Below are 20,620 nucleotides of genomic sequence, written 5' to 3'. Positions count from 1 at the left end.
AAGCAGGAATGTGTTGGGCGGCTGCAAGTTCGCGCCTTCCTTGTTCCTGTCTTTCGACGGTGGCGCATCAAAACGCACGATCCTCAGCGAGCCGCCCGCTTCGCTTCGCGCGCATCGTCCGCAGGCTGCATGCTCGCAGTCCGACGCGCGGGGTGTGCCCCGGACTTCACCTTCACCTTCTCAGCCGCTTCCTTGCGCACCACGCGCGACTTTTTCAACAAACTCGTGAGCGAGCCATCGATGCTGTCGGCCACCGCCGATCCACGCAGCTTGCGGCCGTTCGCTCCAGCCTGACGCGCCAGCCTGCCCGCACGTTTCTCGGCCTGAGCGAGCAACGCCGCGAACGCCGCTTCGTCTACTCTCAATCCGGGCCGCGAGCGTCCGGGCGGCAGGCTCTGCAATTCATCCGCCTCGAACGCGCTGATGACGCTCGGATGAATGTAGCAACGCCGGCACACGGCCGGCGTGTTGCGAAGCAACACCGCCACCTCCTTGACCGTCGCGACGAGATGATGGCGCGCTTCTGCCGCGCTACCGCAGATCAGCCGCCGCAACGTGGCGAGCGCATAGACGCTGCCAGCCCACGTCCGATAGTCCTTCGCGGTGAAGTCCGCATCGCTCGCGCGGCGCAGATAGTCGTTGATGTCCACCGAGCCGACGGTGCGGCGCGTGCCGTCCTCGTCGAGATACTGGAACAGGTCGTGGCCGGGCAGTTCGGCGCAGCGCCGGACGATGCGCTTGACGCGCGGGTTGTCGACCGTCACGTCGTGTTCGATGCCGCTCTTGCCACGAAATTTGAACCGCAACTGACCGGCTTCGATCTTCACGTGCTTCTTGCGCAGCGTCGTCAATCCGTACGACCGATTATCGCGCGCGTATTCGACGCTGCCGATGCGGATCAACGTCGTATCGAGCAGCTGCACGACCGCCGCGATGACTTTATCGCGCGGCATGCCCGGCAGTTTGAGATCGCGTGCGACGCGCGCGCGAATCTTCGGCAGCGCCCGGCCGAACTCCGCCATCCGCTCGTACTTGTCGGCGTCGCGCGTTTCGCGCCAGCGCGGGTGATAGCGGTACTGCTTGCGGCCGCGCGCGTCGCGTCCGGTCGCCTGAATGTGGCCGCGCGGATCGGGGCAGATCCACACGTCTTCATAGGCAGGCGGGATGGCCAGGGCGTTGATGCGCTTGATGTCGTCTTCGTCGTCGATGCGCTTGCCGTTTGCATCGAAGTAGACGAAGCCGTCTTTCTCGCGCTTGCGCGTGTAGCCGGGTTTGGCGTCGTCGGCATAGCGCAGCCCCGGCGGCATGCTCGCGGTTGCGGGCGGCTTCGCGCTCCCCTGCGCGGGTTTTATCGCTTCTGGACGGCGTGCGACTGGATTGTTTGGAGTGGCCATCGTTGCAGGTAGAAGTTTCAAGCGAGGGCGCGCGGGGCGCCGATGGTCTGCCACAAGCAAAGGCGATGCCCACGACAGAGCCGATATTCGTTGTTGTGCGCTGCGCGAAGGGCCCGCGGAACGGTCCTTGCGGAATGATCCTCGTGACGAATCTGACCAAGGAGAGCGCCATGAGCAGCACGCTGAACCCTGATGAAGAGCCGCAACATGTGGTGAAGGAAACCTCGGGCACGACCGGAGCGCTCGGTCCGAGCGATTCGTCCGATAGCGGCAGCGATGTCGCCGGTGCGAAGCGTCATGTATTCGACGTCGACTCGGAACTCGACAATCACGCGCTCGAAACGGGCGACGCCGAACTCGGCAGCGACACGGATCGCGCCGGCACTGGCGAGCGCGCCGCAGCCGATGGCGATTCGACGCTAAACGCGGATAGCGACATCGAACCCGATCGCATTATCGATCCGTTAGACGTGGACGACGACGGTCTCGACGAAGATCCCAATGGGCCGTGACGCGTTTCCAGCGGGCGAGCGGCGAGCGTTTGCGCGGTGGTCCGTCCGGCCCCCACGCATGGGCACGGCTTTTGCTGATGAATTAACGAAACAGAAATAGCGAGTGCCAGGACCACGTCGTACGACGCGCCTCGCTCGGCATTCGAACGAAGGAGAACACGCATGGCTAGCACGCTGAATGGTTGCAAGGTGGCAGTACTCGCAGTGGACGGCTTCGAACAGGCGGAACTGGCCGAGCCGAAACGCGCGCTCGCGCAAGCGGGCGCAACGGTGCATGTCATCTCGGTGAAACCCGGCAAGATTCAGGGTTTCAAGCACGTTGACAAGGGCGACGCAGTCGAGGTCGATACGACTTTCGATCAGGCGCGCGCCGACGACTACGACGCGGTGGTGCTACCCGGCGGCGTGGTGAACGGCGATGCGATCCGTCTGCTGCCTCAGGCACAGGCATTCGTCAAAGCGACCGACGACGCCGGAAGGCCCATCGCGGTGATTTGTCATGGCACGTGGCTGCCGGTGTCGGCGGGGATCATCAAAGGACGCACGGTGACCAGCTGGCCGAGCTTGCAGGACGACATCCGCAATGCAGGCGGTACATGGGTTGACCAGGAAGTGGTCGAGGACGGCAATCTGATTTCCAGCCGCAAACCCGACGACCTTCCCGCGTTCAACCGGACGCTGATCGCGCAACTCTCCAAGCGCAAAGGTGCCTAAAGTGGGAGTGAAGCGAAGCGTGAAAGAATGGACGCGCAACGCGAACACCTCATCGATCCAACGCGCTCCGATGTCTCGGCGCACAGGGAGAAAATGCATGAAATTCCGGTATTCCGTACAAGTGATGACCGTCGCGCTGGGGTTGAACGTGGCGTCCATCGGCGCGCTTCACGCCCAGGCTAGCGACGCGCCGGCGAGCGAGGCGCCCGTCGGCGGCACGAAGCTGTCGCCGGCGGACACACAGTTCGTGCAGGACGCCTCGACAGCCGACGCCACCGAAATTGCCGCAAGCAAGATCGCGTTGAAGAACTCGAACGATCCGCATGTGCGCAAGTTTGCGCAGCAGATGATTGCCGACCATACGAAGCTCTCGCACAGCATGGCCGCACTGGTGTCGAAGAAGGGCTTCAACACGCCGCCGTCCGCGGATTCCGCGCTGGTCGGCAAACTGCAGTCGCTCAAGGGCAAGGCGTTCGATCAGGCCTACGTCGAGCAGATCGGTGTGGAAGCGCATCAGCGGGCTGTCGATCTGTTCGAACGGCAAAGCCAGAGTGGCACCGATGCGCAGTTGAAAGCCGCCGCCGCGAAGGCGTTGCCGATCATCAAACATCACCTCGCGATGGCGCAGCAACTCGCCGGCGAAATGAAGGGTCAGTCATGAATGCGATCCTGCCGCGACCGGCCTATGAGGACTCCCTTATGCAGATCATTTTTCCGGACGACAAACCGGTTTTCGACGGCGCAAATCTGACAGTGCGCTTCATGGCGCAGGTGGACGGCGAGCCGGTGGTATGCGCGATCACCGCCGAAGCACTGGAAGATCATTTCGGCGCCGATTCCGCGTTGGAAGCCACCTTGATGACAGCATTCGACAAAGGTCTTCATCGCATCCGTTCGGTCTGCGCGGAAGCGCTCGACCAGAACCACGGTGAAGGCGTAGTGTTGCATAGCGGACTGTTCAGAGTCGAAGGCATGGAACCCGATCGCGGCGCCACGGCGTAGTGCCGGCATAGGCCGCGAACGCCATTTCAACGATGCAAGGAGGCCTCATGTCACTCATCGTCGCAGCGCGTTTTACGACTTTTCCCACCGCTGAAAACGCGGCGCAGAAGCTTTTCAACGCAGGTTTCGTCGAAGAAGACGTCACCCTGTTTTTCGTCAATCCGCGCGGCCAGCATGCCCGCTATCCGATTGGCGGCGACACCGGCACCGATCCCGGTGCGAAAGGCGCACCCAAAGGCGCGGGTATGGGTGTCACGATCGGCGCGGTGCTCGGGGCGGTGGTGGGCGTGGCGATTTTTGCGGCGTTCTCCGCACCGCTCATCGTGTCGCTGATCGCGGCCGGCGTCGGTGCGTATGTCGGATCGCTGGCCGGCGCGATGGCGCGCACGCGCGAGACCGGCAAATCGGGCCATCATCTGGCATTTCATGAAGAGGCGCGCGACTCAGGCGTGCTGGTCGCCGTCCACGTGTCGCCGGACAATCAGCTCGACGCCGCGCGGGTGTTGCGTGAAGCGGGAGGCGTGGCGATCGAGCGCGCGAGCGGGCGCTGGCAGCAAGGGCGCTGGGCTGACTTCGATCCGTTGAAGACGCCGGAGCCGCTGAACGAATACAGCGAGAAGCATGCGTGAGTTCGGTGAATTCGCCACGTAGTTTGTGACGCGGTGAAGCATAGAGGCGGAATGGCCCGGCATTTGCCGGGCCATTCCGCTTTGGTGGAGACCTCGGGAATTCAGCCGTACGGTTTGTGCGATGAGAGGTGGCCGGGGCGAAGCTTTTAAAGCCAGTTGCCGTCAAACCCAGAGTTGCCGCTGCGCATCGTGTTGCGGTTGAATGTCGCGTTCCAGCTTGCGCTCCCCACGCGTCGATTCACAGCGTGCGGGCATGAGCCCATCACGCGTTGCTCCGCATAAGGACAGCGTCGCCTGCGCATTCGTTGGCGACGTTGCGTGCGCGTGCAGGCCTTCACGAATCTGCAAGACGGTGGCCGACGAGACGATCGCGACGGCCGCGAAAAATCGCGCGCTTCTGATCTTCTTCATGGTGATACTCCCTGTCGTTATTGCCTGCCCATTGTTTTCAATGCCTTTGGCAAGTCTTGCCCGGCGTCAACGTGCATTGCGCGACGCAGGGGGAGTCCTGAAGAAGCAACCGTCATGCCATCGAGCAAAGCCCTGTCGTATGGGACTTTCGCGCTCGCGAGAGGGCAGTGTGCCGCGCAACATTTACGCGTGGCTGGCAAAGTTTGGCGACGTGTGATCGTGCATCGCGCCATGCGTCGCGTGAATGGAGGGCCGGGCACGGCGAATGCGAGCAGATGGATGAACGCCGTTGCCTGAGGGCTTCTGTGTCGCCGCGTGTGATCGATGCATCGCACGAGCGCCACATGGAAGGCCGGCAGCGGATTCTGCGTTTAACGAAACCCGGAGGTATTGAATGGCTACGAACGTTGTTTCCGTGCTGAACGATCTGGTCGAAACGTCGAAGGATGGCGAGAAGGGCTTTCGCAAGGCGGCCGAGGATGCGCACGACGCGCAACTGAAGACGATGTTCCTGGCGCGTGCCGACGACTGCGCGCGCGGCGCGCGCGAGTTGCAGGACGCGGTGCAAAGCCTGGGCGGCAAGCCCGAGACGGGGGGCAGCATGAGCGGTGCGCTGCATCGCGGCTGGGTCGATGTCAAATCGGCAGTCACTCATCGCAGCGATTACGAAATCCTGGCCGAGTGCGAAAAGGGCGAGGACGTTGCGAAGAAGCGTTATCACGACGCGCTCGAAAAGGATTTGCCGGTGGACGTGCGTGCGATCGTCGAACGACAGTACCAAGGCGTGTTGCAGAACCATGATCGGGTGCGCGATTTGCGCGATCAATATGCGGCCCGTCGTTAAAAGCCAGTAGTTGGCCGGCGCCTGCGAGGGCGCCGGTCACTGTTCCTGTGCCTGAGGTAAGAGTGCAAAAAAACTGGCGAACGAGGGCAAACGGAGCCGGCCAATAATTAAGCCGTCTGCGATCTGAATCGCGGACGGCTTTTTTCATGCTGCGTGCTGAAGTCCTGCAAGCAGATGCCGGCCGCAACCGGCATGCTCCTCGCCTCGCGACCGATCTTATTCGGCAGCGACCTTCAGGTGGTTCTTCACGCTCGACACGCCCTTCACGGCTTGCACGACTTCTTCGGCGGCGGCCTTGTCCTCGGCCGAAGGCACCGAACCCGTCAGCGACACCACGCCTTTGCGGGTCTTCACATGGATATGGGTCGACTTGACGTTTTTCGCGGCCAGCAGATCAGCCTTGGCCTTGGTGGTGATGGCCGTATCGTCGATGTGCTGGCCCATGGATTCGGACGCGGCAGCCGGTGCCGACGCGGGAGTTTGCGCGGTAGCGTTCAGGGCGAATGCAACACAAGCGATGCTGCCGGCGGTCTTCAGAAACTGGATCGTCTTCATGGTTTCTCCTTCGGGTGTTGATGAAAATTGCGGTCTTGTTGCCTGCGGTCGATCGCGGCCGGAACCGCCGATGACTCGCGTGGGGTCGTTGCCGCTACGGTTCCGTCAGGGCCCGTTATCGACACCGGGCGAAGGTCCATGCATGCGTTGCGAGAGCGTGCTTGCATGCAAAGAGCCAACGTCCGTCCACAGAGGCTGATTCGCAAGTGGTGTGCCCGGGGCGCGATGCACACGGCTCCCGAGCGGGAAAGCCGTTGCCGCACATGCATTTAGGCTGATGAATAGGGAAGATGACAGGCGTAGTCCGTGCTTCGGCGGGGCCACAGGAGGGGAACCGGAATTTGCCGGGTATTTGTAAAAAGGGTGCGCGACGAGTGCGCAATTGGCGGGCCTGAAAAAGCAAAGCGTATAAGAAACAGGGTGTTGGGCGACCTGGTACGACAGTTGCTCTGTTGAGGCGACAGTCATTTTCCAGCTCAATTACGGGATCTCACTACAATGCCTTCAATTGAACTACGCACAAGGCAGTCTCTCGCACTCACGCCGCGTCTGCAGCAATCGGTGCGTCTGTTGCAGTTGTCGTCTCTGGAGTTTCAACAGGAGTTGCGCACCGCGCTCGACACCAATCCCTTTCTCGAATATGACTCGTCGGAAACGGAGGATGTCGCACTCGCAACCGCATCGACGGGCGAGGAACCCGGCGCCCCGGCCGCGACGGACACGGTCGCCGCCGCGGAGCCCGAGGCGCTGCAGTCGGAAACCGCCGGCAACGACACGCTGGAAAGCGCGGGCCAGGACGACATGCCCGGCGACTTTTCGGGCGACTACAGCACCCGCAGTTCGGCGCGCCAGAACGGCGACTCCGACAGCAGCGATCCCGCCGAATGGGCTCGTTCGCAACCGACTTTGCGCGAGCAGTTGCACGACTCGCTGCGCCTTTACCGTCTCGACGATCGCGACCGCGCGGTGGCCCGCTTCATCATCGAGGCACTCGACGATGACGGCTATCTGCGCCAGGAACTCTGCGATCTCGCGGATAGTGTCGATCTCGAACCGGAACTGACCGAAGAAGAACTGCTGGTGGCGTTGCGCCTCGTGCAGTCGCTCGATCGTCCGGGGCTCGGTGCGCGGTCGTTGTCGGAATGCTTGTCGCTGCAGGTGCATGCATTGCCCGCCGATACGCCGGGGCGCGACGTCGCTCAGCAGATCGTCGAACATCATCTGGAACGTCTCGCGCGCCGCGAGCAGGCGGAATTGCAAAAGCAGATCGGCTGCAGCGCCGAGGAATTGCGCGTTGCCTGCGCGCTCGTGCGCAAGCTCGATCCGAAGCCGGGCAATTGCTACGGCCGCACGGAAGACAACTACGTCGTGCCGGACGTGATCGTGCGTCAGGTGCGCAACAAGTGGACGGTGTCGATCAATCCGGCGGTGCAGCCGCGCGCGCGGATTCATCGCATGTACGCGGAGCTGTTCGCACAGTCGGCCGGCGCGAGCCGTTCGCCGCTCGCCCAGCAGTTGCAGGAAGCGCGCTGGCTGATCCGCAACGCGCAACAACGCTTCGACACGATTCAACGCGTCGCCGAGTGCATCGTCGCGCATCAGAAGGCGTTCTTCCAGTACGGCGAAATCGCACTGAAGCCGATGGTGCTGCGCGATGTGGCCGAAGAACTCGGCCTGCATGAATCGACGATTTCGCGCGCGACCGGCAACAAATATATGGCGACGCCGCGCGGCATCTTCGAGTTCAAACACTTCTTCCCGCGCGAGCTTGGCACTGAAAGCGGCGGCACGTGTTCGGCCGCGGCGGTGCGCGCGCTGCTCAAGGAAATGATCGCCGCCGAAAACACGCGTGATCCGCTCTCCGACGTGACGCTCGCGAAGATGCTCGCGGATCAGGGTGTGCTCGTGGCGCGGCGCACCGTCGCGAAGTACCGGCATCTGATGAAGGTGCCGCCGGCGGAATTGCGCCGCCAGATTTAAGCGTTAAGCGCGCCGCTTCTGTCGAAAAGGGCTGCGCACGAGGGCCACGCGAGGCTGTCCGCGCGCGTGGCCCTTTTCGTATCTGGACGTTTCGTGCGCGCGCCATTACATTGGCGGGTCGAATCGAAACGGGTGAGCGCAATGAAGTACTCGAATCTGGTCGGGCGCCTGCAAGGCAGACGCACGTCGGCCTGGGAAATCCATCGTGTCGCGCAACTGGCCGCCGCCGCGGGCGAAGACGTCATCGTGCTGAGCGTGGGCGACCCGGACTTCGCGACACCCGCGCCGATCGTCGAGCGCGCGATCGACGCATTGCGCGGCGGCGATACGCACTACAGCGCGGTGTCGGGCCGCGAGCCGCTGCGCGAGGCGATTGCCGTCGAACATGCGCGCACGACCGGAAGCGCCGCGGGCGCCGCCAACGTGATCCTGACCGCGGGCGCGCAAAACGGTGTGTTTGCCGTGTCGTTGTGCCTGCTCGAAGCGGGCGACGAAGTGATCGTCCCCGAGCCGATGTATCTCACCTACGAGGCTTGCGTGCGTGCGGCGGGCGCCACGCTCGTGCCGGTGCCGGTCGATCCGGCGCGGGCGTTTCACGTCGACTGCGATGCGCTCGAAGCGGCGCTCACGCCGCGCACCAAGGCGATTTTCTTCGCCACGCCATGCAATCCGACTGGCGTGGTGATGCCGCGTGCCGATCTCGAACGCATTGCGCGGCTCGCCTGTCAGCACGATTTGTGGGTGTTGTCCGACGAGGTCTATGCGGAGCTCACATTCGAGCGCGAACACGTGAGCATCGTGTCGCTGCCCGGCATGGCGGAGCGCACGGTGACGCTCGGCAGTCTGTCGAAGTCGCATGCGATGGCGGGTTGGCGCGTCGGCTGGGCGGTCGGGCCCACGGAGCTGATCGAGCATATGGGGCGCCTCGCGCTGGCGATGCTCTACGGTCTGCCAGGCTTCATCCAGCAGGCTGCGTTGACGGCCGTGCAGAACAAGGCGGCAATCGTCGCCGAAATGCGCGAAATCTACCGGCGCCGCCGCAACGTCGTATTCGAGCGGCTACATCGCGTGCCGGGCTTGCGCTGCCTGTTGCCCGAGGCGGGCATGTTCATGATGGTCGACGTCAGCGGCACGGGGCTCGACACGGTGGATTTCACCTGGCAGCTGTTTCGCGCGAAGGGCGTGTCGGTGCTCGACGCGAGCGCTTTCGGCGAGACCGCGAACGGGTTCGTGCGCCTCGGTTTCGTGGTGGATGAAGCGCGGCTGATCGATGCGTGCGAGCGGATCGCCGCGTTCGTGGACGGGTTGCGGGCGCGGTGAGAGTGCGTTGAGGTCGCAACATGTGCTGCGCGGCGTCCTCGCCACGCACATTCGGCGCAAACCGTTGAACGGTATAATTCACGCACAGCGAGGCGGCGGTTCGACGTTGTGTGTAGAACGTTGTGGGTCTGCCGCCTGCCAGGCTGTCTTTCGAACCGGCTTCCTTCATCGCTGCCCATGCCATTCCTCCCGATCCAGTCTTTCACGCGCAAACGACTCTCCGACGTGGTGTCCGACCAGATCAAGCAACTGATCTCCGAGGGCACCTTGATGCCGGGCGACCGGCTGCCGGCCGAGCGTGATCTGGCAACGCAGCTCGGCGTGTCGCGCCCTTCGCTGCGGGAAGCGCTGATTCGGCTCGAAGCGGACGGGTATATCGAAACCTCGGGGCGCGGCGGTTTTACCGTGGTCGACGTGACCGCGCCGATCATCTCCAGGCCGCTCGCCGAGCTGTTGCTGCAAAATCCGCGCACCAGTGCCGATATTCTCGAGTTGCGCCAGGGACTCGAATCGATTTCGACGGTGTATGCCGCGCAACGCGCCACCGCCGCGGACCTCAAGAAGATCAGCGCAGCGTTCGACGCATTGAAAGCGGGCTCCTTGTCAGGAGATCGCGTGAATCTCGCTGAACTGGACGCTGCGTTTCACCTCGCGATTGCCGACTCCACGCACAACGTCGCGCTCGCGCACGTGATGCACGGCATCCATACGCTGATTCGTGAGGGGATGCGCCAGTATCATCGGTTGATCGACTACGATGACGCGATGGAAAAGCAGTTGATGAACCAGCATCAGGCTATCTACGACGCCGTGATGGCGCGCGACGCGCAGAAGGCGCGCAAGGCGGCCGAACGTCACCTCACATACGTGCGCGAGATGTATAAGGACGATGCGGCGAAACCTCCGGCCAGCGCGATCTCGTGAGTGCCTGATTCAGTGAGCGCGCGGCACGCGCAGTCAGCTCACTCGCGCTTTTCCCGGTCCTGTTCCCCGCTTTCCCCCGATTGACACCCTTCGGCGTCTTCCTTATATTCTTGGTCAGACCAACATGACCAGTCTTACAAATCACCCTACTACCGCTCCACCGGACGCAGACCGGGCCGCCATGGCTTCCCAGCCCGATTTCGCAGTAGAGTAGGCGAGTCCCCGCCGTCGCTTCGTCATTCCAAAGAGCTTATGAAAGTCGCCCTGTTTGTCCCGTGCTTCATCGACGCGTTCTATCCCGAAGTGGGGATCGCCACGCTCGAACTGCTCGAACGCTTCGGCATCGAGGTCGACTATCCGCAGGAGCAAACCTGCTGCGGCCAGCCGATGGCCAACAGTGGCGCGCACGCCGAGGCAGCCGGCGCCGAGCGTGTGTTCGCGCGCAACTTCGCGGGCTACGACTACATCGTCGGGCCGTCGGCGAGCTGCATTCATCATGTGCGCGAGCATCTGAGCGCGATCGAGCAGACCGGCGACGTGAAGAAGGTCCGCGCGAATGCCTATGAACTGGTGGAGTTTCTGCATGACGTGGTCGGCGCGCGTGAATTTCCGTGGGCCGAGTTTCCGCATCGCGTCGGCTTACACAACAGTTGCAGCGCGCTGCGCCATCTCAAGGAAGCGTCGGTGTCGGAAATCGCGGCCGCGCCGTTTTCAAAGCCGCGCGCGTTGCTCGAACGCGTGAAGGGCATCGAGTTCGTCAAGCCGGCAAGGCCCGACGAATGTTGCGGGTTCGGCGGCACGTTCTCCGTTACCGAGGAACCGGTGTCGGTGCGCATGGGGCAGGACAAGGTGCGCGATCATCTGCAGGCGGGCGCCGAATACATCGTGTCCGGCGACATGTCATGTCTGATGCACCAGCAAGGCTGCGCGGAACGCATGAAAGCCGATGCGCGCTTTATCCATATCGCGCAGGTTCTTAATGGAGCACGCGCATGAGCAGGATCGATCACGCGAAAGCGGCAGGTGCCTTCATCAAGAAGACCGAGCACGTCGCGTTTCATGACAAGCGTCTGTGGGATTTACGTGAGAAGCGCGACGCGCAGGCGCACGGCATCGCCGAATGGGAGACGTTGCGCGAACTGGCCTCGGGCATCAAGGAACACACGTTGTCGCATCTGTCCGACTATCTCGAACAGTTTGCGGCGGCGGCCGAGGCCAATGGCGTGGTGGTGCATTGGGCCGCCACTGCCGAAGAGCACAACGCGCTGGTGCACAAGATCATGTCGGAGCGCGGCATGACCACGCTCGTCAAAAGCAAGTCGATGCTCACCGACGAATGCAAGATGCGCGAGTATCTCGAACCGCGCGGCATCACGGTGATGGAGACGGATCTCGGCGAACGCATCCAGCAGCTCGATCATCAGGACCCGAGTCATATGGTGGTGCCCGCGGTTCATAAACTGCGCGCCGACGTCGCCGAACTGTTCGGCCGTACCATCGGCACCGATCCGCAGAACAGCGACATTCACTACCTCGCGGAAAGCCAGCGGATGAATACGCGCCCTTACTTCGTGCGCGAGAAAACCGCCGGCATGACCGGCTGCAATTTCGCGGTGGCGGAGACAGGCACGGTCGTCGTGTGTACTAACGAAGGCAATGCGGATCTGTCGGCGAATGTCCCGCCGCTGCACATCGCGTCGATCGGTATCGAGAAGATCATTCCCAGGGTGTCGGACCTCGGCGTGTTCGTGCGCATGCTGTCGCGCAGTGCGCTCGGTTCGCCGATCACGCAATACACGTCGCATTTCCGTGCACCGCGACCGGGTACCGAGATGCACTACATCCTCGTCGATCACGGCCGCTCGGAGCGCCTCGCGATGGAGGACTTCTGGTACTCGCTCAAATGCATCCGCTGCGGCGCGTGCATGAACACCTGTCCGGTATATCGGCGCAGTGGCGGGCTGTCGTATGGTGGCACTTACTCCGGGCCGATCGGCGCGATCATCAATCCGACGTTCGATCTGAAGCGCTACAGCGCACTGCCGTTCGCGTCGACGCTCAACGGCAGTTGCACGAACGTGTGTCCCGTGAAGATCAACATTCACGAGCAGATTTACAAATGGCGCACGGTGATCGCCGAGCGTCATGAAGTGCCGTTCGTGAAGCAGGAAGTATTGAAGATGGCAGGGCGTCTGCTCGCGAGTCCGACTCTGTATCGCGCGACGGTGTCGTCGATGGGCGGCGCATTGCGGCATCTGCCGAATTTCATGCTGTACAACCCGCTCAATATCTGGGGCAAGCAGCGTGAGTTGCCGGAGGCGCCGAAGCTGACCTTCCATGCCTGGTACAAAAAGAATCGTGGAGGCGGCGATGGCAACCCGTGAGGCTTTTCTGGCGAAGGTGCGGCAGGCGCAACCAGCGGCGCGGCCTCGTCCCGACGTGCCGCTGTTCGACGCGGCGGGCGGCGATCTGCGCGCGCGTTTTACGGCGGCGTTGCAGATGATGGGCGGCACCTGTGTCGACGCGGCAGCTGCCAGCGACGTGAGCATGCTGATTCGCGAGCGCTTCGGCGCCGAGGCGTCGATTGCATCGGCAACGCCCGAAGTGCCGGGGACGCGCGTGCTCACGGCGGACACGGAGCCCGCTTCATTGCAGGACATCGACGTCGGTGTGGTGCGGGCACGTTTCGGGGTCGCCGAAACCGGCTCCGTGTGGTTCAGCGAACGCGAGTATGTCGTCAACGCGCTGGGCTATATCGTCCAGCATCTGGTCGTGCTGCTCGATCCGGCGCAATTGATCGACGGTCTGCAGGACGTCTACCGGCGCGACGACTTCCGTGCCGCGCGTTATGCGGCACTCGTCACGGGACCGTCGGCGACGGCCGACATCGAAGGGGTACTGATTCGCGGCGCGCAGGGCGTGCGCTCGCTGACGGTGGTGTGGATCGCGCCATGACGCGATGATTCACTCGACGCAATCGAATCGGCTGCGTCGAATACTCGTTGGCCAAGGGGCGTGCAGCCCAGGCGGGGCGGCGTGCGTGTTTCATTGATCAGTCACGCCGACACGCGGAACCCGCCACGGACTTTGCTATCATCACTGTATAAACATACAGGTTATGCAAAAAGCCGTGGCAACCGATGCTCGATCAGAACTCCGCTCTGACGTCCCTTACTACCTGCTGAACTTCGAGCGCGCGCTGGCGTGGCTCGCCACGCGTTACGACGATCTGATGGACGCGCACGAACTCGCGTTCCTCGACGCTTTCGCCGGTTTGCCGCAAGCGTCGCGCGCGCTGCTGGTGCGTATGCTGATGCGCAAAGGCGCGCTGTTTCGCGCGAGCCGTCTGGCGTATGACGAGATTGGCTGCCCGTTGCAGGCGGTCGCGCCGATGGCGGCGCTCGGCTGGGTCGACACCGAGCCGCAGCTTTCACTCGACGATCTGTTCGCGCTCAGCACGCGCCCTCAGTTGCTGGAGATATTCGCCGAAGCCATCGCCCTGATTCCCGGCGCGAAGAGCTTGCGCAAATCGGATCTGCTGGACACGCTGCGGCCGTTTCATGAAACCGGCGGCGACGCGGAAAATCCCGCACGTCGCCCGCTTGCCGCGTGGCACAGCGGCGCCACGGACCACGTTTTTCACGTCGCGATTGCGCCGCTCTGCGAGCGGCTGCGTCTGATGTTCTTCGGCAATTTGCAGCAGGACTGGTCGGAGTTCGTGCTGGCCGATCTCGGCGTGTTCCAGTACGAAAAGGTGGCGTTCGCCCCCTCATCGCGCGCATTCCGGCAACGCGCCGACGTCGATGTTTATCTGGCGCTGCATGCATGCCGTGAAGCGCTGGAGTGGCTACCCATTGTCGATGGCGCGAGCGCGATCGACGAACTCGTTGCTACGGTCGTCTCGATCGAAACGGGAAACCCGTGGCTCGACATGCGTCGTTCGAAATTGCTGTTCCGTATCGGCTACGAGTGCGAACGGCGACAGAACTGGACCGCGGCGCTTGCGGTGTATGAGCGTTGCGCGTGGCCTGGCGCGCGTCATCGGCGTATGCGCGTGCTCGAACGCAGCGAGCGTTTCGACGAAGCGTTCGCGTTGGCCTCGCATGCCGCGGCCGCGCCTGAAAGCGAAGAGGAGGCGCAGCGCATCGCGCGCATGTTGCCGCGTTTGCGGCGCAAGCGTGGCGAGCCGGCGCTGCGCACGCCGGCAGCGCGCCCGATCGAGCGCAGGACGCTGGTGTTGCCGAAGCCCGAGACGCCGCAAGCAGTCGAATACGTCGCGCGCGATCATCTGACGTGCGATACCGCGCCGGTGCACTATGTCGAGAACGCACTGATCAATTCGCTATTCGGTTTGCTGTGCTGGGAGCCAGTGTTCGCGGCGCTGCCCGGCGCGTTTTTTCATCCGTTCCAGCGCGGCCCGGCCGATCTGTATGCGCCGGATTTCCATGCGCGCCGCGCGGACCAGTTTGCCGCGTGCCTCGCGCAACTCGATAGCGATGCCTATCGCGAGACGATTCTGCGGCATCTGCACAGCAAGGCGGGGCTGCAGTCGCCGTTCGTGTTCTGGGGGCTGCTGTCGCAGGAGCTTGTCGCGCTCGCGCTAGACTGTCTGCCCGCCGCGCATCTGAAGTTGTGGTTCGAGCGCCTGCTGCGCGATATTCGCGGCAACCGTTCGGGCCTGCCGGACTTGATCCGCTTCTGGCCAGCCGAGCGCCGCTATGAACTGATCGAGGTGAAAGGGCCCGGCGATCGCTTGCAGGACAACCAGATTCGCTGGCTCGCGTATTGCACGCTGCACGGCATGCCAGTGCGCGTGCTCGATGTGCGTTGGGCCGAGGATTGGCATGATGATGCGCTGACGCAGAGCGCAGCCGCGTCTGAGGCCGTCGCGAAGTTCGACAACGGAGCCGCTACATGAGCTACGTAGTGGCTGTGCGCGCAATGTGCGAATTCACCGCGCGGCGCGGCGATCTGGATCTGCGCTTCACACCTGCGCCCACGTCGCTGGAAGGCATGGCCGGTCACGCGACGGTGGCAGGGCGGCGCGCAAGCGGCTACGAAACCGAGATCACGCTGACCGGTACGCATCGCAGTCTCACCGTGCGCGGCCGCGCCGACGGTTACGATCCGGCGGCGAATCGTCTCGAGGAGGTGAAGACGCATCGCGGCGATCTGGAGCGGATGCCCGCCAATCACCGCACCCTGCATTGGGCGCAGGCGCTTGTGTACGGTCATCTGCTGTGCCGTGCACGCGGGCTGGCCGAGTTGGCGGTCGCGCTGGTCTACTTCGACATCGGCAGTCAGAAGGAGACGCTGCTGACGCAAACGCATACGGCGCGCGAGCTGGAAATTTTCTTCGTCGAGCAGTGCGAGTGTTTTCTCGATTGGGCCGTGCAGGAAGAGGCGCATCGCGCGGCACGCAACGCCGCGCTCGGCGCCTTGCAGTTTCCTCATGGGCAGTTTCGCAGCGGGCAGCGCGAGCTGGCGGTGTCGGTATATCGCGCGGCGCGAGACGGCAAGCCCTTGATGGCGCAGGCGCCTACCGGCATCGGCAAGACGCTGGCGACGATTTTCCCGTTGCTCAAGGCGTGTGCCTCGGAGCAGATCGATCGCGTTTTCTTTCTGACCGCGAAGACGCCGGGCCGTGCGCTCGCGCTCGATGCAATCGACACGTTGCAGCAGAGCGCCGCGTCGCCCGGTGCGCGATTGCCGTTGAGAACGCTCGAACTGGTCGCGCGCGACAAAGCCTGCGAGCATCCCGACAAAGCGTGCAATGGCGAATCGTGTCCGCTCGCGCGCGGCTTCTACGACCGGCTCGACGCGGCCCGCGATGCCGCACTCAACCCCGCACTCAACACCGCACTCGACCCGGCACTCGCAGGCCCGCGCCTCGACCGCGCGGCGGTGCGCGCAGCCGCGCTCGCGCACGAGGTTTGCCCGTACTATCTGGCGCAGGAACTGGCGCGCTGGGCCGACGTCGTGGTCGGCGATTACAACTACTACTACGACAGCAATGCGATGCTGTATGCGCTCACGCAGATCAATCAGTGGCGCGTCGGCGTGCTGGTGGACGAGGCGCACAATCTGCTCGACCGCGCGCGGCGCATGTACACGGCATCGCTCGACCAGGCGGCGTTCCGGATCGCGCGCAAGACCGCGCCGGCCAGCTTGCGCAAGCCGCTCGAACGCTTGCAGCGCGAGTGGAACGCCGTCAAGCGGGCGCAGACCGGCACGTATCAGGTCTATGCCGGGGTTCCGGGCAAACTGCTGTCGGCCGCGCAGAATCTGATCGGCGCGGTCACGGATCAGCTCGCCGAAGCGCCGCTTTCAATCGACGACACCGCGCTGCGTTTTTTCTTCGATGCGATGCATTTCGTCGCGCTGGCCGAGCAATTCGGCGAGCACTCGATTTTCGACGTCACGCTCAGCACGGACCGTTACGCCCCGCGCGACAAAACCGGCGCCACGCTCTGCGTGCGCAACGTGATTCCCGCGCCGTTTCTCGCGCCGCGCTACGCGGCCGCGCGCACGACCGTGATGTTCTCCGGCACGCTCAACCCGCAGCATTTCTATCGCGACACGCTGGGATTGCCGCAGCAGACGCAATGGCTCGACGTCGAAGGGCCGTTTCGCGCGGAGCAATTGCAGGTGCATGTGGCGGGTAATGTGTCGACGCGCTGGCGCGACCGCGAGCGCTCGCTCGTGCCAATCGTCGATCTGATCGCGCGGCAGTATGCGGCGCAGCCGGGCAATTACCTGGGCTTCCTGAGCAGTTTCGAGTACCTGCAGCGGGTGGTCGAATTGATGCGCGAACGGCATCCGGCCTTGCCGGTCTGGGCGCAGGAACCGGGCATGGACGAAGCCGCCCGCGACGCGTTTCTCGCGCGCTTTCGCACCATGAATCAGGGGGTGGGTTTCGCGGTGCTCGGCGGGGCGTTTTCAGAAGGCGTCGATCTGACCGGTCAGCAGTTGATCGGCGCATTCATCGCGACGCTCGGCTTGCCGCAGATGAACGAGGTCAACGAGCAGATGCGCCGCACCATGGACGCGAGGTTCGGCAACGGCTACGACTACATGTATCTGTATCCGGGCTTGCGCAAGGTGGTGCAGGCGGCCGGTCGCGTGATCCGCACGGAACAGGACCAGGGCGTGGTGCACCTGATCGATGACCGGTATCGGCGGCCCGAAGTGCGCCGCCTGTTGCCGCGTTGGTGGCAAGTACAGTAGGGGCGATCGGGCGTCACGGCTCGCGGTGTTGTGTGAGCCGCGTGGCTGGTTGGCGTCGCGCAGCGGGCCGCGCACGACACATCACGGCGGCCTGGCGCCGGGGCGAACCCGCGTTAGCCCAAACACCAGGCGCCGTTCGCACGCGCCGCATCATGCATGCGGTGACGGCGTCCCCGGATTGCCGGGCGTTCCCGGACCACCTGCCGGCTTCGGATCGACGGGAATCTGGTCTTCGACCGGCGCATCGCCTTGTCGGCTCGCCGCGCTCGACGCAGCATCGTCAACTGGCGCATCCCTCAACGCCGGCCCGGACGACCCACCCCCTTCAACTTTGGCCACCACGCTCCCGGCATCCCACGTCAGCAGATTGCGCTGCGGATTCGCGATCTCGATGCCAAGCTCGCGGAAACGGTCGACGATGCGCCGGTTGAATTCGCGCTGCACCCCCCAGCGCGCGGTGTCGCGGCACTGCATCTGACCGGCCAGCGTGACCGCGGAACCGTCCACCGCATCGACGCCCCAGAACGCGAAGTCCGACAGGATACCGGCCTGGAATTTCTCGTCCTCGCGCAGCGCTGCGCCGATTTCCTTGAGCGTGTTGATCGCCAGATCGACGTCCTGGCCGAACACGATGTTCACGCGCACCGCCGCATTGCCGAGCCCTCGATTCGTGTTGTTCACCGTCGAGACCGAACTGAACGGCACGGTGAACAGCGATCCGTCGCTGCCGCGCAGCCGCACGGTGCGGATCGACAGATATTCGACCGTGCCGGACACCCCCGCGAGCGTGACCCAGTCGCCGACCTGCATCGCGTTTTCCATCAACAGGAAAATGCCGGTGATGAAATCCTGCACCAGCTTTTGCGAACCGAAGCCGAGCGCGACGCCGAAGATGCTCGCGCCCGCGAGCAGCGGCCCGATGTTCACGCCGAGTTCGCTCAGGCCGGTCAGCACCACCACCAGCGCGATCACGCAGAACAGCGCGCTGCGCAGCATCGGCAGCAGCGTGCGCAAGCGCGCGGCGCGCACGAGGTCGCCGCTGGTGGTCCAGCGGTCCAGCCGCCGTTCGACCGAGACGTTGACGATTTCCCACACGATCAGTGCAATGATCGCGGCCACGCCGATGGTGGCGAGCGCCGACGCGAACCGATGGCCGATCGTGCCGGCGCTGAACAGGTCGACGACGTCGGCGCCCCACGCCTGCAACAGCCCCAGCGCGGTGACGACGCCGATGACCCAGCCGATTACCCGCCGCAGCAGCGGGTAATAGCGGTAAGCATGCTGGTGCACGAGCGATTTCTCTGACTCGTCCTGCGCCTGGAAGAGCCGTGCCAGCGCCCCGAAGATCACGATCGACGCGAGCCGCGCGCCGACCAGAATCGCCACGGTCCAGCCGCCGACGTGAAGCAGCGCGTGATAGCCGTTCTGCACGTCGAACGCCCACACGAACCACAGCGCCATCACGATGGCGGCCGTGAACCACGCCCAGGCGTCCGCGAGCGCGTTGGTGAACATTTCCAGCGAGTCGTGCTTCGCGAAGCGCTGGCGGATCAGATCGCCGACCGGTCTTGCGCATTGCAGGATCAGGATCGAGATCATCACGTGGCCGGCGAGCGCCACCACTTTCAACAGCGCGAGATGCGCGGCGTCGTTCAGGCCGAGCGACTGCGCGACCTCGGCGAGGGCGACGCCCGCGCCAACCACGCCGACAATCCGCACGATCCAGCGTTGCACGAAGACGGCCCAGGCGTCGCCCATGCGCAGCAGACGCAGTCGCGGCGCGGTGGGTTGCAGAAAGAAGTCGCCGATGATCACGATTACGCGGCACAGCACGTAGATGTCGATCAGCGAATCGAGCGCGCGGTCCTGCGGGGTGCCATTGGTGGTGAACACCGAGATCAGCGCGCTCGCCGCGCCGACGAACACCGCGAGCGGCAGCAGGCGCAGCGCGGTGATCAACAGCGCGCGTGGCAGACGCTGCAGCAGCGTCCAGTGGTGAGTGGCTTTGCGCTTGCCCTGGGCTTCGATGACGCGGTCTTCGGCGGAAGCCGGATCGGCCACCGCAGCAGTACTGACCGCTTGCACTTCGGCTTCGAGCACCGGCGGCACCGGTCCCGTGGGCAGCGGCAATGGCAGGGTCGGCGCGGCACCGGGCGTTTGTGCTGCATGCGGCGCGGTGTCGGCGGGCGTCGTGGCTTGTGTGGCTTGTGCGTCGTCGCCGTTGAATTCGTCCTGATCGTTGCGTTCGCGACGCGCGGCGATGGCCAGGTACGCGCGGCGCAGCAAACGCCGCGCGAGCCATTCGACCACAAGTGCGGGCACCAGCGCGGCCAGCAGCGTCCACAGGACGTTGATCAGCAAGGCGCGCGCATGCGGGCTCGTCAACTGCCAGTTCCACCACGCGCGTACCGACGTGACGTCGAGCAGCGCGGCGAGCGAGCCGCGCAGGGACTTGCCGAGGTGCATCGCCCAATGGGCGCCCTGACGGGCCATTTGCGACGCGAGTCCGTTGGATTTGAACGCGTCGGGCACAAGCGCGGCGGGACCGCTGGCCGCTGCGGGGGCCGACGCGGCAGCCGCCGCGGAGGCGGCCACGGGCGGTGCGCTCAGCGCGCCGGCGGCGGCGATCGCTTGCAGCGTATCGGCGACTTGCGCGCGGCGTTTCGGGTCGTTGAGCACGGCGAGGGCGTCGCGTGCCTGCTGGGGCGTCAGGCTCGCGCTGCCGGAGACCGGCGTCGCGGGTGCGGCTGGCGCGGCGGCGGCAACGGTCGGCGCCGCGCCGATGACGAAGAAAAGCAGAAGCCAGACGTGAAATAGTTTGCGCATAGGGTGTAAGGCGGGATACCGGGGGCGGACATTGTGCCGAAACACGGGATGGTTCGGCGGCGTGACCATGAACCGACACTGGTCGGGGCGTACAAGTTCCGCAGGTGAATCGTCGTTGGGTGAAGGCTGTCGGCTGGGCCGGGGACGCAACGCGCGCCCTGCGTGAGCCGCATGCCAGGCGTAACGATAGCCGATGACGACGTCCATGCCAGGCGGACAGGGGCGAACGGCCCGGCCGAGGCCCGGCGAATACGCGTAGCACGAAGCTTGCCCGCTGGTCGG

General features: G+C 64.2%; 18 protein-coding genes. 14 read left to right on the top strand and 4 right to left on the bottom strand.

Features of this window, described 5'->3' with window-relative positions; translation table 11 throughout:
- Positions 1 to 83 precede the first annotated feature (83 nt).
- Entirely contained in the window at positions 84 to 1,307 is a 1,224-nt protein-coding gene (locus B0G69_RS26910) for a DNA topoisomerase IB (protein ID WP_241991479.1), read from the bottom strand.
- Between the two features lie 257 nt (positions 1,308 to 1,564).
- Between B0G69_RS26910 and B0G69_RS26905 the strand changes: the two genes are divergently transcribed.
- The 5 genes from B0G69_RS26905 (at position 1,565) to B0G69_RS26885 (ending at position 4,251) form a co-directional block, all read left to right on the top strand.
- On the top strand, positions 1,565 to 1,906 hold the full coding sequence (locus tag B0G69_RS26905; RefSeq protein ID WP_121323908.1) for a chemotaxis protein: 342 nt from the start codon (positions 1,565 to 1,567) through the stop codon (positions 1,904 to 1,906).
- A 162-nt stretch (positions 1,907 to 2,068) separates the two neighbouring features.
- Positions 2,069 to 2,620, top strand: a complete 552-nt coding sequence (locus B0G69_RS26900) for a type 1 glutamine amidotransferase domain-containing protein (RefSeq protein WP_121322616.1) — start codon at positions 2,069 to 2,071, stop codon at positions 2,618 to 2,620.
- Between the two features lie 97 nt (positions 2,621 to 2,717).
- On the top strand, positions 2,718 to 3,281 hold the full coding sequence (locus B0G69_RS26895; protein ID WP_121322614.1) for a DUF4142 domain-containing protein: 564 nt from the start codon (positions 2,718 to 2,720) through the stop codon (positions 3,279 to 3,281).
- Positions 3,278 to 3,622: a DUF1488 domain-containing protein gene (locus B0G69_RS26890; RefSeq protein WP_121322612.1), complete on the top strand. Its 345-nt coding sequence runs from the start codon at positions 3,278 to 3,280 to the stop codon at positions 3,620 to 3,622. The genes B0G69_RS26895 and B0G69_RS26890 overlap by 4 nt, the downstream gene beginning before the upstream one ends.
- Before the next feature lie 47 nt (positions 3,623 to 3,669).
- Positions 3,670 to 4,251 carry a hypothetical protein gene (locus B0G69_RS26885; protein ID WP_121322610.1) on the top strand — a complete coding sequence of 194 codons (582 nt, stop codon included), beginning with the start codon at positions 3,670 to 3,672 and terminating at the stop codon, positions 4,249 to 4,251.
- A gap of 162 nt (positions 4,252 to 4,413) precedes the next feature.
- Here B0G69_RS26885 and B0G69_RS26880 read toward each other — a convergent pair whose 3' ends face one another.
- Positions 4,414 to 4,662, bottom strand: coding sequence for a hypothetical protein (locus B0G69_RS26880; RefSeq protein ID WP_121322607.1), 249 nt, complete (start codon positions 4,660 to 4,662; stop codon positions 4,414 to 4,416).
- Positions 4,663 to 5,056: 394 nt separating this feature from the next.
- Here B0G69_RS26880 and B0G69_RS26875 point away from each other — a divergent pair, with 394 nt between their 5' ends.
- Entirely contained in the window at positions 5,057 to 5,506 is a 450-nt protein-coding gene (locus B0G69_RS26875; protein ID WP_121322605.1) for a PA2169 family four-helix-bundle protein, read from the top strand.
- A gap of 216 nt (positions 5,507 to 5,722) precedes the next feature.
- On the opposite strand, the gene B0G69_RS26870 is transcribed toward B0G69_RS26875, so the two are convergent.
- Complete coding sequence (locus B0G69_RS26870) at positions 5,723 to 6,061, bottom strand: BON domain-containing protein (RefSeq protein ID WP_121322603.1); 339 nt, start codon at positions 6,059 to 6,061, stop codon at positions 5,723 to 5,725.
- A gap of 498 nt (positions 6,062 to 6,559) precedes the next feature.
- On the opposite strand from B0G69_RS26870, the gene B0G69_RS26865 reads away from it, so the two are divergent.
- The 8 genes from B0G69_RS26865 to B0G69_RS26830 all read left to right on the top strand — a co-directional run bounded on the left by B0G69_RS26865 (position 6,560) and on the right by B0G69_RS26830 (position 17,512).
- On the top strand, positions 6,560 to 8,041 hold the full coding sequence (locus tag B0G69_RS26865; RefSeq protein WP_121322601.1) for an RNA polymerase factor sigma-54: 1,482 nt from the start codon (positions 6,560 to 6,562) through the stop codon (positions 8,039 to 8,041).
- Between the two features lie 141 nt (positions 8,042 to 8,182).
- Complete coding sequence (locus tag B0G69_RS26860) at positions 8,183 to 9,361, top strand: aminotransferase class I/II-fold pyridoxal phosphate-dependent enzyme (protein ID WP_121322599.1); 1,179 nt, start codon at positions 8,183 to 8,185, stop codon at positions 9,359 to 9,361.
- Positions 9,362 to 9,538: 177 nt separating this feature from the next.
- Entirely contained in the window at positions 9,539 to 10,285 is a 747-nt protein-coding gene (locus B0G69_RS26855) for a FadR/GntR family transcriptional regulator (RefSeq protein WP_121322597.1), read from the top strand.
- A 252-nt stretch (positions 10,286 to 10,537) separates the two neighbouring features.
- Positions 10,538 to 11,281 carry a (Fe-S)-binding protein gene (locus B0G69_RS26850; RefSeq protein WP_121322595.1) on the top strand — a complete coding sequence of 248 codons (744 nt, stop codon included), beginning with the start codon at positions 10,538 to 10,540 and terminating at the stop codon, positions 11,279 to 11,281.
- Complete coding sequence (locus tag B0G69_RS26845; protein WP_121322593.1) at positions 11,278 to 12,669, top strand: lactate utilization protein B; 1,392 nt, start codon at positions 11,278 to 11,280, stop codon at positions 12,667 to 12,669. Before B0G69_RS26850 ends, B0G69_RS26845 begins: the two co-directional genes overlap by 4 nt.
- Complete coding sequence (locus tag B0G69_RS26840; protein WP_121322591.1) at positions 12,656 to 13,240, top strand: LUD domain-containing protein; 585 nt, start codon at positions 12,656 to 12,658, stop codon at positions 13,238 to 13,240. Before B0G69_RS26845 ends, B0G69_RS26840 begins: the two co-directional genes overlap by 14 nt.
- A 175-nt stretch (positions 13,241 to 13,415) precedes the next feature.
- Positions 13,416 to 15,203, top strand: a complete 1,788-nt coding sequence (locus tag B0G69_RS26835; protein ID WP_121323907.1) for a VRR-NUC domain-containing protein — start codon at positions 13,416 to 13,418, stop codon at positions 15,201 to 15,203.
- Positions 15,200 to 17,512: an ATP-dependent DNA helicase gene (locus B0G69_RS26830; RefSeq protein WP_121322589.1), complete on the top strand. Its 2,313-nt coding sequence runs from the start codon at positions 15,200 to 15,202 to the stop codon at positions 17,510 to 17,512. The genes B0G69_RS26835 and B0G69_RS26830 overlap by 4 nt, the downstream gene beginning before the upstream one ends.
- 150 nt (positions 17,513 to 17,662) lie before the next feature.
- On the opposite strand, the gene B0G69_RS26825 is transcribed toward B0G69_RS26830, so the two are convergent.
- Complete coding sequence (locus B0G69_RS26825) at positions 17,663 to 20,338, bottom strand: mechanosensitive ion channel domain-containing protein (RefSeq protein ID WP_121322587.1); 2,676 nt, start codon at positions 20,336 to 20,338, stop codon at positions 17,663 to 17,665.
- Positions 20,339 to 20,620: the final 282 nt, after the last annotated feature.

This window comes from Paraburkholderia sp. RAU2J, assembly GCF_003634845.1.
In the GTDB taxonomy this organism is placed as follows: Bacteria; Pseudomonadota; Gammaproteobacteria; order Burkholderiales; family Burkholderiaceae; genus Paraburkholderia; species Paraburkholderia fynbosensis.
Note: the sequence above shows the minus strand (reverse complement) of the source record. Positions and strands in the feature narration are given on the sequence as shown.

Bases quoted from the DNA above. Each gene is read 5' to 3' on its own strand.
- B0G69_RS26845 (WP_121322593.1), top strand. From the start codon at position 11,278: ATGAGCAGGATCGATCACGCGAAAGCGGCAGGTGCCTTCATCAAGAAG.
- B0G69_RS26895 (WP_121322614.1), top strand. From the start codon at position 2,718: ATGAAATTCCGGTATTCCGTACAAGTGATGACCGTCGCGCTGGGGTTG.
- B0G69_RS26865 (WP_121322601.1), top strand. From the start codon at position 6,560: ATGCCTTCAATTGAACTACGCACAAGGCAGTCTCTCGCACTCACGCCG.
- B0G69_RS26830 (WP_121322589.1), top strand. From the start codon at position 15,200: ATGAGCTACGTAGTGGCTGTGCGCGCAATGTGCGAATTCACCGCGCGG.
- B0G69_RS26885 (WP_121322610.1), top strand. From the start codon at position 3,670: ATGTCACTCATCGTCGCAGCGCGTTTTACGACTTTTCCCACCGCTGAA.
- B0G69_RS26825 (WP_121322587.1), bottom strand. From the start codon at position 20,338: ATGCGCAAACTATTTCACGTCTGGCTTCTGCTTTTCTTCGTCATCGGC.
- B0G69_RS26890 (WP_121322612.1), top strand. From the start codon at position 3,278: ATGAATGCGATCCTGCCGCGACCGGCCTATGAGGACTCCCTTATGCAG.
- B0G69_RS26840 (WP_121322591.1), top strand. From the start codon at position 12,656: ATGGCAACCCGTGAGGCTTTTCTGGCGAAGGTGCGGCAGGCGCAACCA.
- B0G69_RS26875 (WP_121322605.1), top strand. From the start codon at position 5,057: ATGGCTACGAACGTTGTTTCCGTGCTGAACGATCTGGTCGAAACGTCG.
- B0G69_RS26905 (WP_121323908.1), top strand. From the start codon at position 1,565: ATGAGCAGCACGCTGAACCCTGATGAAGAGCCGCAACATGTGGTGAAG.
- B0G69_RS26855 (WP_121322597.1), top strand. From the start codon at position 9,539: ATGCCATTCCTCCCGATCCAGTCTTTCACGCGCAAACGACTCTCCGAC.
- B0G69_RS26900 (WP_121322616.1), top strand. From the start codon at position 2,069: ATGGCTAGCACGCTGAATGGTTGCAAGGTGGCAGTACTCGCAGTGGAC.
- B0G69_RS26880 (WP_121322607.1), bottom strand. From the start codon at position 4,662: ATGAAGAAGATCAGAAGCGCGCGATTTTTCGCGGCCGTCGCGATCGTC.
- B0G69_RS26870 (WP_121322603.1), bottom strand. From the start codon at position 6,061: ATGAAGACGATCCAGTTTCTGAAGACCGCCGGCAGCATCGCTTGTGTT.
- B0G69_RS26850 (WP_121322595.1), top strand. From the start codon at position 10,538: ATGAAAGTCGCCCTGTTTGTCCCGTGCTTCATCGACGCGTTCTATCCC.
- B0G69_RS26860 (WP_121322599.1), top strand. From the start codon at position 8,183: ATGAAGTACTCGAATCTGGTCGGGCGCCTGCAAGGCAGACGCACGTCG.
- B0G69_RS26910 (WP_241991479.1), bottom strand. From the start codon at position 1,307: ATGCCGCCGGGGCTGCGCTATGCCGACGACGCCAAACCCGGCTACACG.